Origin of the sequence: Sphingobium sp. BS19 (assembly GCF_027925545.1) — a bacterium.
Classification (GTDB): Bacteria; Pseudomonadota; Alphaproteobacteria; order Sphingomonadales; family Sphingomonadaceae; genus Sphingobium.
Map to the genome: position 1 here is coordinate 60,637 of NZ_BSEF01000013.1, position 15,054 is coordinate 75,690.

The following is a 15,054-nucleotide window of genomic DNA, read 5'->3' on the forward strand; positions in this document are numbered from 1 at the left end:
CGCCGCAAAAGGCGACGGCGTCACCGCCGATGGCCGCCATGTACCGATGAGCGCGCCGGGGGACCGCCTGGAACCGGGCGGCGGGGCGGGGCTGATCCGTGGTCCGCACCATGTCGATCCGCCTTGCCGTCATTTTCCACTCTGCGGTGGTTGCCAGTTGCAGCATGTCGACGATGCCAGCCTGTCCGATTTCGTGCGCGACCGGGTAGCGGGCGCGCTGGCGGGGCAGGGGATCTCTGCGAACATCATTCACACTGCCCATATTTCGCCACCGAACAGCCGCCGCCGCGCTTCGCTGCGTGCAGCGCGGCTCGGCAAGAACCTCAATCTGGGGTTCGCCAGCGAAGGCAGCCACCGGATCGTTGATATGCAGATGTGCAGCGTCTTGCATCCGGCGCTCTTCGCGATGGTCGCACCGATCCGCACGCTGCTGCATCCAATGGTCGGGGACCGTCGCGCCGTGCATGTCCGCATGACGCTTACCGATCAGGGCGTGGATCTGATGCTGGAAGGCATCGAAGTGGAGGGCCTTGCCGCAACCGAATCGCTCACGGAATTTGCGCAACGCCACAAACTGGCCCGCCTCACCATAGACGATGGCTACGGCCCGCAAACACGGTGGGAGCCTGATCCCGTGACCGTCAGTTTCGACGGCGTAGCGGTTCCGTTCCCGCCCTTTGCCTTCCTACAGGCTACGGCAGATGGCGAAGCTGCCTTGGTCGATGCCGTTCAGGCTGCGCTGGCACCCGCCAAGCGGATCGCCGACCTGTTCAGCGGTCTCGGCACGTTCGCCTTGTCACTCGGCAATGGCAAAGCCGTCTATACCGCCGAAGCAGCCCGCGATCTTGTGCTGGCGCTCAAGACTGCCGCTAATCGCAGCGGTCGGCAGATGGCCGTCGATCATCGCGATCTGTTCCGGCGGCCGTTGATGCTGGCCGAATTGGACCGCTTCGACGCGATCCTGCTCGACCCGCCACGCGCGGGTGCCCGCGAGCAGGCGCTCCAACTGGCGCAGGCACAGGTGCCGGTCATAGCTTATGTCTCCTGCAATCCCAGCAGCTTTGCACGCGACGCGAAGCTGTTGATCGAAAGCGGCTACACGCTGGAGAGCGTCCAGCCCGTCGGGCAGTTCCGCTGGACCACGCATGTTGAACTGGCGGCGATCTTCCGCCGCTGACACATAAAAAATCCCCCGCCGGATAAGGGCGGGGGATCGATTTTCTGAAATAGCGTCGGCTTAAGCCTTATTGGCCCAGCTTCACCACATTGGCGCGGCGCGGCGCTTCGACTTCTTCGCGATACAGGCTGGCCATCGGTTCGTCGTCTACGGCCACGACCGTCTCGGACGAAAAGCCGTTGAACCCGGTGCGCATGGCGCAACCATAAGCACCCAGCATCCCGATCTCGATATAGTCGCCGACTTTCACATCGGCGGGCAGCATGAATGGCCCGACCATATGGTCCATGTCGTCGCATGTCGGCCCGTAGAAGCTGAAACCCTTGGTCTCTGCTTGGCTTTCCTGGGTCCGCAACAGCGTGACGGGAAAGCGCCAACCGATGTGTGCGGCATCGAACAATGCACCATAAGCGCCATCGTTGATGTAGAGTTCGTCACCGCGGCGACGCTCCACACGCACGATCAGCGAGCTATACTCTGCGGAGAGCGCGCGACCCGGCTCGCACCACAATTCCGACGAGTAGGACACCGGCAGGCTTTCGAAGCCGCGATGGATCGCATCGAAATAGAGTTCGAGGGCAGGCGGCTCCATGCCCGGATAGACCGAAGGAAAGCCACCACCGACATCGATGATATCGACCGTAACCGCCGCTTCGACAATCGCGGCGCGAACGCGCTCGATGGCCTGCGTATAGGCATGGGGGCTCATTGCCTGGCTACCGACATGGAAGCAGATGCCTAGTGCATCCGCCGCCTGACGGGTGGCCATTAGCAATTCCTTGGTCTCGCCCAGTTCCGCGCCGAATTTCGACGCGAGGCTGAGTTCGGAATAGTCCGACGATACCCGAAGGCGCACGCACAGTTCCAGATCGGTGGCGTCACCTGTGGCGCGCATGATCTTTTCCAGCTCGTCAATGGTATCGAGCGAGAAGGTGCGAACACCATGCGTGTGATAGGCTTCGGCAATCGCTTCCTCGGCCTTGACCGGATGCATGAAGCACAGCTTCGCCTCCGGCAAAGTCGCCGCGACCAGACGCACCTCAACGATCGAGGCAACGTCGTAATGCGTGATTCCGCTATCCCACAACGTCCGGAGTAACTCCGGGGAGGGGTTTGCCTTTACAGCATAAAGCGAGCGCCCCGGAAACTTCTCAGAGAAGAATCGGGCGGCGCGGGCTGCTGCCTGCGGGCGAATAAGCGTTACCGGGGCTGCCGGTTTGAGGGCAATTGCTACCCCCAGCGCGCTGGGATGCTCGTACAATTCAAGGGACCTCCAGTGTAGTTCAAGGTGTTAAGCTGCCTTGCGGTGGAAGTCCCATGGGGCAGCGGACGGTCGATATATGGCCAAGGCGCCCCCCTGTAAAGCCGTTGTATAAAAAAACTTGTAATTAAACTGTCATGAAAGCCTGGACTTGAAGTCCGCGTAGCCAAAACTGCGGATTTCCTTGAGTTCGTCGCTATCGCTGTTCCACAAATATATGCTCGGCAAGGGCACACCGTTGAACATATTGGTCTTTACCATGGAATAATGCGCTTGATCGAGGAATGCGATCCGTGCGCCCGGCTCAGCCGTGCAGGGAAGGCGATAATCGCCGATGATATCCCCGGCCAGGCATGACGGGCCGCCCAGACGGACCTGTGGCCCATCGGCGCGTTCATGCAGCATCGCAGGGCGATAGGGCGCTTCAATCACGTCGGGCATATGGCACGTCGCGGAGATGTCGGTGATCGCCACCGCCATGCCGTTGTCGACAACATCCAACACTTCACCCACTAATATGCCTGCATCCAGCGCCATCGCTTCGCCGGGTTCGAGATACAACGTCAAGCCCGTCTCCAGCTTGATCTGCTGCAAAAATTCCACCAGCGAATCGCGCTGATAATCGGCTCGGGTGATGTGATGTCCACCACCGAAGTTGAGCCAGTCGAGCTGCCCGAAATAGGGCGAGATATAAGGCTCAAGCGCACGCCATGTCCGCTCCAGCGGCACGAAATCCTGCTCGCACAGGTTGTGGAAGTGCAGGCCCGATACGCCGTTCAGATGCTCTGGCTTTAACTGGTCGATGGGAAAGCCCAGTCGACTGTGCGGCTGACAGGGATCGTATTTGGGGACTTCCCCTTCGGCATGAAGCGGATTGATGCGCAGGCCGATGTCGAACTTTTCCCCGGCGTGACGCGCTGCCTCTATCTGCGGCATGAAACGGGCGATCTGATACGGGCTGTTGAAAATGACGTGGTCGGAAATGCGCAGGATTTCGGGCAGATCCTCGGCCTTGTATCCCGCGCAGTATGTCGCGATCTCGCCCCTATATTCCTCGCTACCGAGACGTGCTTCGTAGAGACCCGACGTGCAAACGCCGTCGAGATATTCCCCGATCACACCGCCCAGCGACCACATGGAAAACGCCTTGAGCGCGCCCAGAACCTTGATGCCCGCACGGTCGCGCACATCCTTCAGGATCGCCAGATTGCGCCGCACCGCGACTTCATCCACCACGAAGCTGGGCGAAGGTACGCGATGCAGGTCGAAATGCGCAAAGGCTCCGGGATCACCGGCGCGGGTTTCCATATTGAAGATACTCCCGTCACCCCAGCGAAGGCTGGGGTCTCAAGCGATTGCGTACAAGCTGGCGGCACGAGACCCCAGCTTTCGCTGGGGTGACGCTATAAATTAAAACGCCAGCGGTGCGTCCAGTTCCTTGACCTGCCACGGCAAGCCCTGTGTGTTCAGCATGTCCATGAAGGGATCGGGATCGAACTGCTCCATGTTGAACACGCCGGCGCCCGACCATGCACCGGTCAGCACCATGGCCGCGCCGATCATGGCGGGAACGCCGGTGGTGTAACTCACCGCCTGATTGCCGGTTTCGGCATAGGCTTCCTCATGGTCGCACACGTTCAGGATATAGAACGTCTTTTCAACGCCATCCTTCTTGCCCGTGGCGATATCACCGATGTTGGTCTTGCCCTTGGTCGTCACGCCCAGCGATGACGGTTCGGGCAGCACGGCCTTCAGGAACTGCAGCGGGATGATTTCCTTGCCTTCGTACATGACCGGATCGATCCGCGTCATGCCGACATTCTGCAACACTTCGAGATGCTTGAGATAGGCGTCGCCGAAGGTCATCCAGAAACGGATGCGCTTGATCTCCGGCAGATGCGTTTTCAGCGATTCGATTTCCTCATGATACATGAGGTACATGTTCTTCGGCCCGACCTGATCGAAGTCGAACGTCTGCTTGTGCGACAAAGGCGGCGTTTCCACCCAGTCACCATTTTCCCAATGCCGCGCCACGGCGGTCACTTCGCGGATGTTGATTTCCGGGTTGAAGTTTGTGGCGAAATGCTGGCCGTGATCGCCCCCATTGCAATCGAGAATGTCGAGTGTCTCGATAGTGTCGAGATGATGCTTCTTCAGATAGGTCGCGAACACGCTCGTTACACCGGGGTCGAAACCCGATCCGAGCAGCGCCATCAGGCCAGCCTGCTTGAAGCGTTCCTGATACGCCCACTGCCAGTGATATTCGAACTTGGCTTCGTCGCGCGGCTCGTAATTGGCGGTGTCCATGTAATGCACGCCGGTTTTCAGGCACGCTTCCATGATCGACAGATCCTGATAGGGCAGCGCGAGGTTCACGACGAGCTTGGGCTGAACCTGTGCGATCAGCGCGGCGGTCGCCTCGATATCGTCGGCATCGACTTGCGCGGTCTTGATGGTCAAGCCCGTGCGCGTCTTTACCGATTCGGCGATGGCATCGCATTTCGCCACGCGGCGGCTCGCCAATGTAATATCGGTGAAAATATCAGCGTTCATAGCCATTTTGTGAACGGCTACCGAGCCGACGCCACCAGCGCCGATGACAAGGACCTTGCTCAATTCTATGCTCCATGCTTGGACGCGGAATCCGCGCGAATGCGCCCATATAGGGATGAACCATGACAGCGCAAAGTCACACCATCAGAACGCCGGATCGGGAAGGCGTCCTGCGCGCTGCGGAAAAGATCGCAGCGATCCTTCCGCCTACGCCATTGTTGCCGCTGGAGATCGACGGACGCACGATCTGGTGCAAGGCCGAATCGCTTCAACCCATTGGCGCGTTCAAGATTCGCGGGGCGTGGCATCGCCTGTCGGACCTGTCCGAAGCAGAGCGGGCAGGGGGCGTCGTCGCTTTCTCTTCCGGTAACCACGCCCAAGGCATCGCCTGGAGCGCGCGGCGGCTCGGCATGACCGCCACCATCGTCATGCCCGCCGATGCCCCGCAGGCAAAGGTCGACGCAACCCGCGCGCTGGGCGCCAATGTTGTAACCTATGACCGGATGACCGAAAGCCGCGAAGCGATCTCCGTCAAACTGGCCGATGAGCATGGTGCGATCCTCGTACCCAGCTTTGACGATCCCTGGGTGGTCGAGGGGCAGGGGAGCGCCGCCATCGAAGCCGCCGACCAGCTCGAAGCGATGACCGGAAAACGCCCCACGCGCATGGTAATCTGTTGCGGCGGCGGCGGTTTGGCCAGCGGCTGCGCGCTGGCATTGCCGGATACGCAGATCACCGTCGTCGAACCGGAAGGCTGGGGCGATTTCGGGGAGTCGCTACGGCAGGGACATATCGTGCCCGTCGGTCCCAATCCTCCGCCGACACGCTGCGATGCACTTCAAACGCTGCGGATAGCGCCGCTGACATTCGACATCCTCCACGGGCGCGGCGCGATAGGGGTTGCCGTTACCGAAACAGAGGTCGCCGCCGCCATGCGCCTCGCCATGACGTCGCTTGGCCTCGTGCTCGAACCCGGCGGCGCGGTCGCTCTAGCTGCAGTGCTGGCCGGAAAGGCGCAGGTCGATGACAGCACCGTGATCACCCTGTCCGGCCGCAATGTCGACTTACCCACCTACGCGGCAATGATAGGCGCTTGATAAGCTGTGCACCGCCGCTAGTGTTACGACCGTGAGCACGGCAGAGCCATCATCCGGCCCGGACGCGGCACGAAGCAAACTCATCGACGCGCTGCAGGCGGTCGCGCAACAGGATCGCGTGGCGCTCCGCCAAGTCTACGATATGACGTCTGCGAAACTATTTGGAATTTGCCTGCGTATCTCCAATGATCGCGATGCGGCGGAGGACATATTGCAGGATGTGTATATCAAGGTGTGGAACCGCGCGGGGCGGTTCGATGCAGGGCGGGCCAGTCCGATTACCTGGCTGTGCGCGATTGCCCGCAATTCCGCCATTGACTGGCGCCGTGCGTCAGGCCGCGTGGCGACTGCGCCGGAAGAGGCCGCTTTCGCGATTGCCGATACCCGGATGCGTGCGGATCAGACTATCGAACAGGATCAGGAAACCACGCGCATCCATCAGTGCATCGATACGCTCGAAGAGCGGCAGGCGACGGCCATTCGCGCGGCATTCTTCGATGGGCTGACTTATGCGGACCTGTCGGCGCGTATGGACGTCCCCTTGGGGACGATGAAAAGCTGGATGCGTCGCGGCCTGCAGCGGTTGAAAGGATGCCTTGGCGATGACTGAGCCATCCGCCCCGATGACGCCCGAAGAACGCGATGCGCTGGCTAGTGAACTCGCGCTTGGGCTGTTGACGGGTGCGGAGCGCGCAGAGGCGCTGCGGTTGCAACTGTCCGACCCGGCTTTCGCTGCGGACGTGACGGCATGGGAGCGACGCCTCGCGCCCTTGCACCATGATTTTGCCGAACACCGTCCATCGTTGGAAGTCTGGGCAGGCATTGCCGCGCAGATCGAACCGAAGGCAACGGTGGCATCGGGCGTGACACGTCAATTGCGAGTCTGGCGTGCCAGCGCACTTGTGTCGGGTGCACTGGCTGCGTCGCTGGCGTTCGTTCTGCTCTTCCGCCCCCCGGCGTCGCTTCCTCCGCAAATCGTGCAGGCAGCACCCGCCAATCAGATGGCCGTTGCGCAGATGGTCGGACAGGGGAGCAATATGCTCGTCGCCGCGCGCTATGACGAGACGACCGCGCAACTCAACCTGCGTGCGGAAAATCTGCCGCAAGGCGATCTGGCCCCGGAACTCTGGGTGATACCTGCAGATGGCAAGCCCCGTTCGCTGGGCATGATTTCCGCGAGGGGCACCACGCGCATGGCCGTCTCGCCCAAGATGCGGGCGATGCTGGAAAACGGAGTCACTCTGGCAATCACGATGGAGCCCGCTGCGACGGCACCTCATGCCGCGCCAAGCAGCGCGCCAGTCGCGGCAGGAAAGATTTCGATTATCTGACCGCCTCTGCATCCTTTCCCACTGTTCGCGCGTAACTGTGCAGCACCCGGCAAACCCGGCGTGCCAATGTAGGAAGGACGCCTCCCGTTATGAAAATCACCCTTTCAAAGCTATCCCTGTCCCTTGCCGGGGCCATGCTGCTCGCCGGCGGCACCGTCGCTTCGGCCAAGAACCCGATGGTCGGTGGTGCAGCAATGTATCCAACCAAGGACATCGTCGATAACGCTGTCAATTCGAAGGACCACACCACCCTCGTCGCAGCGGTGCAGGCCGCTGGTCTGGTCGATACGCTCAAGGGCGCTGGACCGTTCACTGTCTTCGCGCCGACCAATGCGGCCTTTGCCAAGCTCCCTACCGGCACCGTCGAAACGCTGGTGAAGCCTGAGAACAAGGCGACGCTGACCACGATTCTGACATACCACGTCGTCCCCGGTCGCCTGACGGCGATGGACATCGAAAAGCTGGCCAAGGCCAATGGTGGCAAAGCCATGCTGACCACCGTGCAGGGTGAAACCCTCTCGGTCGCCAAGGAAAACGGCGGCTGGTATCTGACGGACGCCAAGGGCGGCAAGTCGAAGATCACAATCCCCAACGTCATGCAGTCGAACGGCGTGATCCATGTTGTCGATACGGTTCTGATGCCCTGAACCTGATCCACGGATTTTCTACCGTAAGATTGCTGCGAGCCCGCCGATAGTTCCCCCCGTCGGCGGGCTTTACGGTGATCAGAGTAAAAACCATCCGATGAGTCCGCCGATCTGAGCGACAAGGATCAGAAGTAGGTAGGTGGAAAAGGGTTCTTTTCGCGTTTTATGACGGAACATTTGCCTGGCTAACAATGCTCCCACCGATCCGCCGATAATTGCCAAACCCAGCAAGTCAGATTCCGCAATTCGGCGTCTACCGTTTATCGCTCGCTGCTTGTCTTGCCAGAAACGCAGCATCGTCCATGCGTTCAGTAACAAGAATGCCGGTATAATTGCCCACGCGCTCAGATGACGAGCTTTCGCAATGTCGCAATCATATCCGCCTCCGCTGCTGGCTTGTCGCGCCGGATGCGCGAGATACGCGGAAAGCGCATCGCCAGTCCCGACTTGTGCCGTTTGCTTTCATGGATCGAATCGAACGCGACTTCGAGCACCAGCGTCTTTTCCACCTCGCGCACCGGGCCGAAGCGGTTGACGGTGTTGCTCCGCACGAAACGGTCCAGCCCTTTGAGTTCCTCGTCGGTAAACCCGGAATAGGCTTTGCCCACCGGCAGCAATTCGCCATCCTCTGTCCAGCATCCAAAGGTGTAGTCCGAATAATAGGACGAACGCTTTCCATGCCCCCGCTGCGCATACATCATCACGCAATCGGCGGTCAGCGGATCGCGCTTCCATTTATACCAGAGGCCTGCGCGTCGCCCGGTGACATAGGGACTGTCGCGTCGCTTGAGCATGACGCCCTCGATCGCTGCGTCACGCGCACCTGCGCGGATTTCGCCCAAGGCCTCGAAATCCTTCGCGTCGATCACGGCAGACAGATCGAAACGTGACGGATCCAGTGACGGCATGAAGGCCTCCAGCCGTTTGCGCCGTTCCGTCCACGGCAGCGCCCGCAAATCCTCCTCTCCGTCGAGCAGCAGATCGTAGAGCCGCACGAAGGCTGGGAACTCACCCAGCATCTTGCCCGACACCGCCTTGCGGCCCAACCGCTGTTGCAAGGCGTTGAAGCTCGCCGCCGCGCCACCATGCGCCTCAGCGCCCTGTACATCGCCCTTAACCAGTAGCTCGCCGTCCAGCACGCCATGCCCGCTGAAAGCATCGGCCACGTCGGGGAAGTTGCCGGTGATGTCGTCACCCGCACGGCTGTAGAGCCGCGTCTCGCCCCCCGTGCCGACGATCTGCACGCGGATGCCGTCCCATTTCCATTCGGCGGCATAATCCTTCAGATCGACACTCGCCTCTTCCAAAGGATGAGCCAGCATGAACGGACGGAAGAACGGCGTACCTGCCGGATCGGGCCGGCCGCTCCGCCCTTCGAGCCAGTCGAACAACGTGGCGTAGGGCGGCGTTAGCGCGTGCCAGCTCTCCTCGATATCGTCGACCGGCACATCGAACGCCTGTGCCAATGCGGTCTTGGCAAGCCGCGAAGACACGCCGACGCGTAGCCCGCCCGTCGCCAGCTTAAGCACCGCGAACCGTCCGCTGATGTCGAGATGATCCATCATTTCGGCCAGCATGGCGGATGCCTCTGCGCGTTTCACATTTGATAGCCGCTGCACGACGACATCCAGCGTCAGAGTGCCGTCATCGACATCCGCTGCATCGGACGAGGGCCAGAGCAGCGATACCGTCTCCGCCATATCGCCTACATAATCCCGGCTCATCTCATACAGCACCGGATCGACCCGCCCCCGGATCATTTCGCCAATGGCAGAGGATTTGACCGCTTTCAGGTCGAGGTTTCCGGTCAACGCCGCCAATGCCCAGCCTCGGTCGGGATCGACCGTCCGCTTCATATACTCGCCGATCAGCAGCAGCTTGCCATTGCGCGATGGCGTGTAGACCAGCCCATCGAGCAGTTGCGCAAACTCACGCATCGTCGTCATCCTCACGCCCGACCAGCGCCAGCGCGCGTGCCTTCATCTGGTGCATCTGGCACCAGTGAACGAGTGCCTCTTCCCGCCCATGCGTCACCCATGTCTCGGTCGGCGCGACTTCGCGGATCGTCGCTGTCAGTTCGTCCCAGTCGGCATGGTCCGATATCACCAGCGGCAACTCGACGTTGCGTTGACGCGCGCGCTGCCGCACCCGCATCCAGCCTGACGCCATGGCAGTGATGGGATCGGGCAGCCGACGGCTCCACCGGTCGTTCAGCGCCGAGGGCGGGGATATCACGACATGCCCACGCATGTCCTTCGCCGCGACACCAGCGGCGGGTCGCAATTCGCCCATCTCGACGCCGAAATCCTGATACAGCGCGCACATTTTCTCCATCGCGCCGTGGATATAGATGGCGTCATGATGCCCCCGCGCGCGCAGTTCGCAAATGATCCGTTGTGCCTTGCCCAGCGCATAAGCGCCCACCAGCACGCATCGCTCCGGATGGGCATGAAGTGCGCCCAGCAGCCGGTCCATTTCGCTCCCCGTATCGGGATGGCGGAATACGGGCAGTCCGAATGTGGCCTCGGTCACGAAGATATCGCACGGCACCGGCACGAAAGCGGGGCAGGTGGGATCGCTGCGGCGTTTATAATCGCCCGTCACCACTACCCGCTCGCCTGCATGTTCCAGCACGATCTGCGCTGAACCCAGCACATGCCCCGCAGGCACATAGCGAATGGTCACATCGCCCAGCGTGAACGTCTCGTCATAGGCCAGCGGGGTGCCATCCGCTGTCCCATAGCGCAGACCCATGATCGCCAATGTCTCGCGCGTCGCCCACACATGCCCATGACCGCCGCGCGCATGATCGGCATGACCATGGGTTACCAGCGCGCGATCACGCGGCTGGCTGGGGTCGATCCACGCATCTGCGGGGCGAACATAGATGCCGGTCGGGTGCGGCTCTATCCAATGGGGAACGGATGACATGCCCTCTCAAGATGGGAGAGCAATGTTAGGTTCCGCAAGAGGGGCTGGAATTTAGGCCGCCTCGGCCAGTTGCAATTCCATGCGTGACCAGATTTCCACCAAAGCCGACACCAGATCGCGCATCATCGCTTCATCATGCGCAGGACCGGGCGTAAAGCGCAGCCGCTCCGTGCCGCGCGGGACCGTCGGGTAATTGATCGGCTGCACATAGACGCCATATTCGGCGAGCAGAATGTCGCTGACCTTCTTGGCTTTGATCGGATCACCGACCATCAGCGGAACGATGTGCGTGACCGACGGCATCACCGGCAAACCAGCTTCGCTCATCAGATTCTTGAGTGTCGCGGCAGCCGCCTGCTGCCCATCGCGCTCTTCGCTCGATGCTTTGAGGTGCCGCACGCTGGCCAGCGCACCGGCCACCAGCACAGGCGAAAGCGAAGTCGTGAAGATGAACCCGGGCGCGTAGCTGCGGATCACATCAATGATCATCTGATCGGCGGCGATATAGCCGCCCATCACGCCGAACGCCTTGCCAAGCGTCCCTTCGATGATCGTCAACCGATGCGCAACGCCGTCGCGATCCGAAATGCCGCCACCGCGCGGACCGTACATGCCCACGGCATGGACTTCATCGAGATAGGTCAGCGCATTGAATTCATCCGCCAGATCGCAAAACGCATCGATCGGCGCGACGTCGCCGTCCATCGAATAGACGCTTTCGAATGCGATCAGCTTGGGCGCTTCGGGGTCGGACGCTTCGAGCAATTCGCGCAGATGTTCGACATCGTTGTGGCGGAACACCTGCTTCTCGCAGCCGGAATTGCGGATGCCCGCAATCATCGATGCGTGGTTCAGTTCATCGGAATAGATGATGCAGCCGGGAAGCAGCTTGGCCAGCGTCGAGAGCGTCGCTTCGTTCGACACATAGCCACTGGTGAAGAGCAGTGCGCCTTCCTTGCCATGCAGGTCGGCCAGTTCGCCTTCCAGATCGACATGATAATGCGTGTTGCCGCCGATATTGCGCGTGCCGCCAGACCCAGCGCCGACATCGTGCAGCGCTTCTTCCATCGCGGAAACGACCTTGGGATGCTGGCCCATGGCGAGATAGTCGTTGGAGCACCACACCGTAATCGGCTTCGGCCCGTTATGGCCATGGAAGCAGCGCGCGTTGGGGAAATTCCCCTTGTTCCGCAAAATATCGATGAAGACCCGATAGCGGCCTTCACTGTGCAAGCGGTCGATAGCCTGGCTGAAGATATGTTTGTAGTTCACGGCGTCGTCCCGACTGCTGCATTGACTAGCGCCGCCGTTTAGACAGGGTGTGAGCGATTTACCAGCGATAACCGTTCGCAAAAGTGGGAGTTTTCCGATCACTCCAATCGTCGCGGCGCTTTATAGCGCGTCGATACGTGTTAATCCGTATGATAGCAGCGCAGGTCGCAACGCTTCAGTGTCGGCATCGACCCGCGTAAATACGGCGACGCCATCGGGCTGTGCGTCCGGCCATGCCTGTCCCTGAGTAAGATAGGCGATCCGCCGCGCGATGCCCGGTCCGCCATCGACGAAAGCCAGTTCGCGGGGGCTGGCGGCGCGTAGTTCATCCAGCAAAAGCGGAAAGTGCGTGCAAGCCAGCACAACAACGTCCATCCGCTCCCCGCCGGGCTGATCGAGCAATCCCGCCAAGGCATCGCGCGCCACCGCCGGATCGAGCATCTCTCCGCGCAGCTTCGCTTCGGCAAGCGCCACCAGCGCCGCCGATCCGTGCCTCAGCACGGTACAATCCGCGCCATGTTCCGCCGCCAGCCGATCCACATAAGGTTGGCGCACCGTGGCGTCAGTGCCAAGCACGCCGATGACGCGCTCGATTGATTGCTCGGCGGCGGGCTTGATCGCCGGGACAGTGCCCACCACCGGCACATCCAGCGCAGCGCGCACCACCGACAGAGCGATGGTCGATGCCGTATTGCAGGCGATTACCACAAGACGCGGGCGATAACGCTCGACAAGGCGACCGAGCAGCGCAGGCACCCGCGCCGCAATCTCCGCTTCGCTCTTCGTCCCATAAGGAAATCCAGCGGAGTCGGCAGCGTAAACGACCGGCATGGTTGGCAGAAGCGCATGGGCGGGCGCAAGAATCGACAAGCCGCCCACACCGGAATCGAAAAAGAGGACAGGGGCGTCAGGCGATACAGTCATGCTCGTTCAATTCCCTTGCCGGGCTTAGGAAGTCAACCGCATGGCGATGGCGAACCCGTCATCCTCTGCGCAAAACGTGGAAACGCGACTTGCCCCTGCTGCGCTGCCGTTTATGATTGGGACGTACCAAGGGGACCTTTTCATGCCATCGCTCTGGCTCGCGCCAATTCTCGCTGCACTTGTCGGATATGTGTTGGGTTCGATCCCCTTCGGCTTGCTCCTCACGCGATTTTCCGGCGCTGGAGACCTTCGTCAGATCGGGTCTGGCAACATCGGCGCTACCAATGTCCTGCGCACAGGGCGCAAGGGACTGGCGGCGCTGACGCTGCTTCTGGATCTGGCCAAAGGGGCTGGCGCAGTCGCCGTCGGCGGCATGATCGATCCGGCGCACGGCACCGTCATCGGCGGCGTGATGGCGTTCATCGGCCATTGCTACCCCATCTGGCTGCGCTTTGCCGGGGGCAAGGGCGTCGCGACGATGATGGGCGTGGTTCTCGCGCTGCACTGGCCCAGCGGCCTGCTGTTCGCGGCCGTGTGGATCGGCGCGCTCTTGATCCTGCGCTGGTCCTCGGTTGGGGGCATGGCGGCAGCGATCAGCGCCCCTATAGGCGCGCTAGTAGCGGGGCATCCTATGCTTGCTCAGGCCTTCGCAGGGATGGCCGCTATCGTCCTGTGGCGTCACCGCGCCAATATAAGGCGACTGTTGGCGGGCACGGAGCCGAAGGTCGGCAAGAAGGGCTGAGATACGTTGGAGCATTCCCGTCTGGATAGCCTGCGCCTGATCCGCTCGGCGCAGATCGGTCCCATAACCTATCGTCAGCTCATCGCGCGCTTCGGCTCGGCCACAGCCGCGCTGGCGGCGATCCCGGATCTTGCCGCGCGGGGTGGAGGCCGCCCTCCGCGCTTGGCCGAACCCGCTCTCATCCTGCGCGAAGTCGAACGCACCCAATCCCTTGGCGCAACTTACGTCTTCATCGGCGAACCCGATTACCCGGCATTGCTGGCCGAAATGGAAACGGCCCCGCCCGCGCTCATCTATCGAGGCGATCTGTCACTGGCGAAGCGCCGTTGCGTCGGCATGGTCGGCGCGCGCAATGCCTCCGCTGCTGCCTGCCGCTTCGCACGGATGCTGGGACAGGGGCTAGCGGCGGAAGGCGTAACCGTCGTCTCAGGCCTGGCACGCGGCATAGACACCGCAGCGCATCAGGGATCGATCGACGGCGGCACGATCGGCGTCATCGCCAGCGGCATCGACATTGCGTACCCTCCGGAAAACGAAGCACTGCAGGAACAGGTCGCTCAGCGCGGCCTGCTCCTCGCCGAACAGCCGCCCGGCACCCAACCGCTCGCGCGCCATTTCCCCTCGCGCAACCGCATCATCGCAGGCCTCTCGGTCGGGACAGTCGTAGTCGAGGCAGCGCCGAAGTCCGGCTCGCTCATCACCGCGCGGCTGGCGGGGGAGGCAGGGCGTGACGTCATGGCGGTCCCCGGCTCCCCGCTCGACCCCCGTGCGCAGGGATGCAATCAACTGATCCGCGAAGGCGCGATCCTCGTGCAATCGGTCGCGGACATTTTGGAAGCCATCGGCCCCATCCACGGATCAATGTTCCGCCAGCCCTCCGATCCCTTCACCGCTGCGCCACCCGCCGACGCCAGCGATTCCGACCGCCGCCGCATCGTCGATCTGCTCGGCCCCGTCCCGGTCCCGGTCGACGAAGTCATCCGCCAGTCGGGTATAGCCCCCGCGCTGGTGCAGACCGTCCTCCTCGAACTCGAACTGGCCGGACGTGCCGAACGCCATGCAGGCGGGCGCGTCAGCCTGCGCGAATGACCCATAATGGCCGCTTGACGGTTCTCAATT

Annotated in this window: 15 protein-coding genes; 7 read left to right on the forward strand and 8 right to left on the reverse strand. The window is 61.7% G+C overall.

Annotation, left to right across the window (positions count from 1 at the left end):
• Positions 1-46 precede the first annotated feature (46 nt).
• Positions 47-1,177, forward strand: a complete 1,131-nt coding sequence (locus tag QMG56_RS15800; RefSeq protein WP_281823221.1) for a class I SAM-dependent RNA methyltransferase — start codon at positions 47-49, stop codon at positions 1,175-1,177.
• Positions 1,178-1,244: 67 nt separating this feature from the next.
• On the opposite strand, the gene QMG56_RS15805 is transcribed toward QMG56_RS15800, so the two are convergent.
• The 3 genes from QMG56_RS15805 to QMG56_RS15815 all read right to left on the reverse strand — a co-directional run bounded on the left by QMG56_RS15805 (position 1,245) and on the right by QMG56_RS15815 (position 5,054).
• Complete coding sequence (locus tag QMG56_RS15805; RefSeq protein WP_230189728.1) at positions 1,245-2,438, reverse strand: type III PLP-dependent enzyme; 1,194 nt, start codon at positions 2,436-2,438, stop codon at positions 1,245-1,247.
• Positions 2,439-2,573: 135 nt separating this feature from the next.
• Positions 2,574-3,746: a carboxynorspermidine decarboxylase gene (locus QMG56_RS15810; RefSeq protein WP_281823222.1), complete on the reverse strand. Its 1,173-nt coding sequence runs from the start codon at positions 3,744-3,746 to the stop codon at positions 2,574-2,576.
• Positions 3,747-3,848: 102 nt separating this feature from the next.
• The gene (locus tag QMG56_RS15815) at positions 3,849-5,054 is read right to left on the reverse strand and encodes a saccharopine dehydrogenase family protein (RefSeq protein ID WP_281823224.1); all 1,206 of its coding nucleotides are present in this window, start codon (positions 5,052-5,054) and stop codon (positions 3,849-3,851) included.
• A 59-nt stretch (positions 5,055-5,113) separates the two neighbouring features.
• Between QMG56_RS15815 and QMG56_RS15820 the strand changes: the two genes are divergently transcribed.
• The 4 genes from QMG56_RS15820 (at position 5,114) to QMG56_RS15835 (ending at position 8,066) form a co-directional block, all read left to right on the forward strand.
• Complete coding sequence (locus tag QMG56_RS15820) at positions 5,114-6,088, forward strand: threonine/serine dehydratase (protein ID WP_281823227.1); 975 nt, start codon at positions 5,114-5,116, stop codon at positions 6,086-6,088.
• Between the two features lie 31 nt (positions 6,089-6,119).
• Positions 6,120-6,698 (forward strand): sigma-70 family RNA polymerase sigma factor, encoded by a 579-nt coding sequence (locus QMG56_RS15825; RefSeq protein WP_281823229.1) that lies wholly within the window; start codon positions 6,120-6,122, stop codon positions 6,696-6,698.
• Entirely contained in the window at positions 6,691-7,419 is a 729-nt protein-coding gene (locus QMG56_RS15830) for an anti-sigma factor domain-containing protein (RefSeq protein WP_230189723.1), read from the forward strand. The genes QMG56_RS15825 and QMG56_RS15830 overlap by 8 nt, the downstream gene beginning before the upstream one ends.
• 89 nt (positions 7,420-7,508) lie before the next feature.
• Positions 7,509-8,066, forward strand: coding sequence for a fasciclin domain-containing protein (locus QMG56_RS15835; RefSeq protein ID WP_230189722.1), 558 nt, complete (start codon positions 7,509-7,511; stop codon positions 8,064-8,066).
• 78 nt (positions 8,067-8,144) lie between these two features.
• Here QMG56_RS15835 and QMG56_RS15840 read toward each other — a convergent pair whose 3' ends face one another.
• From QMG56_RS15840 to murI, 5 genes are all read right to left on the reverse strand, one after another.
• On the reverse strand, positions 8,145-8,363 hold the full coding sequence (locus QMG56_RS15840; RefSeq protein ID WP_281823232.1) for a DUF1294 domain-containing protein: 219 nt from the start codon (positions 8,361-8,363) through the stop codon (positions 8,145-8,147).
• Positions 8,364-8,410: 47 nt separating this feature from the next.
• Complete coding sequence (locus QMG56_RS15845; RefSeq protein WP_281823233.1) at positions 8,411-10,003, reverse strand: cisplatin damage response ATP-dependent DNA ligase; 1,593 nt, start codon at positions 10,001-10,003, stop codon at positions 8,411-8,413.
• Positions 9,996-10,997: a ligase-associated DNA damage response exonuclease gene (locus tag QMG56_RS15850; protein ID WP_230189719.1), complete on the reverse strand. Its 1,002-nt coding sequence runs from the start codon at positions 10,995-10,997 to the stop codon at positions 9,996-9,998. The genes QMG56_RS15845 and QMG56_RS15850 overlap by 8 nt, the downstream gene beginning before the upstream one ends.
• A 51-nt stretch (positions 10,998-11,048) precedes the next feature.
• Positions 11,049-12,269 carry a 5-aminolevulinate synthase gene (gene hemA / locus QMG56_RS15855; protein WP_281823235.1) on the reverse strand — a complete coding sequence of 407 codons (1,221 nt, stop codon included), beginning with the start codon at positions 12,267-12,269 and terminating at the stop codon, positions 11,049-11,051.
• A gap of 120 nt (positions 12,270-12,389) precedes the next feature.
• Positions 12,390-13,193 (reverse strand): glutamate racemase, encoded by an 804-nt coding sequence (gene murI, locus QMG56_RS15860; protein ID WP_281823237.1) that lies wholly within the window; start codon positions 13,191-13,193, stop codon positions 12,390-12,392.
• A gap of 142 nt (positions 13,194-13,335) precedes the next feature.
• Here murI and plsY point away from each other — a divergent pair, with 142 nt between their 5' ends.
• Together plsY and dprA are read left to right on the forward strand one after the other, a co-directional pair.
• The gene (gene plsY, locus QMG56_RS15865) at positions 13,336-13,935 is read left to right on the forward strand and encodes a glycerol-3-phosphate 1-O-acyltransferase PlsY (protein ID WP_281823239.1); all 600 of its coding nucleotides are present in this window, start codon (positions 13,336-13,338) and stop codon (positions 13,933-13,935) included.
• Between the two features lie 6 nt (positions 13,936-13,941).
• Entirely contained in the window at positions 13,942-15,024 is a 1,083-nt protein-coding gene (gene dprA, locus QMG56_RS15870; protein ID WP_281823241.1) for a DNA-processing protein DprA, read from the forward strand.
• Positions 15,025-15,054: the final 30 nt, after the last annotated feature.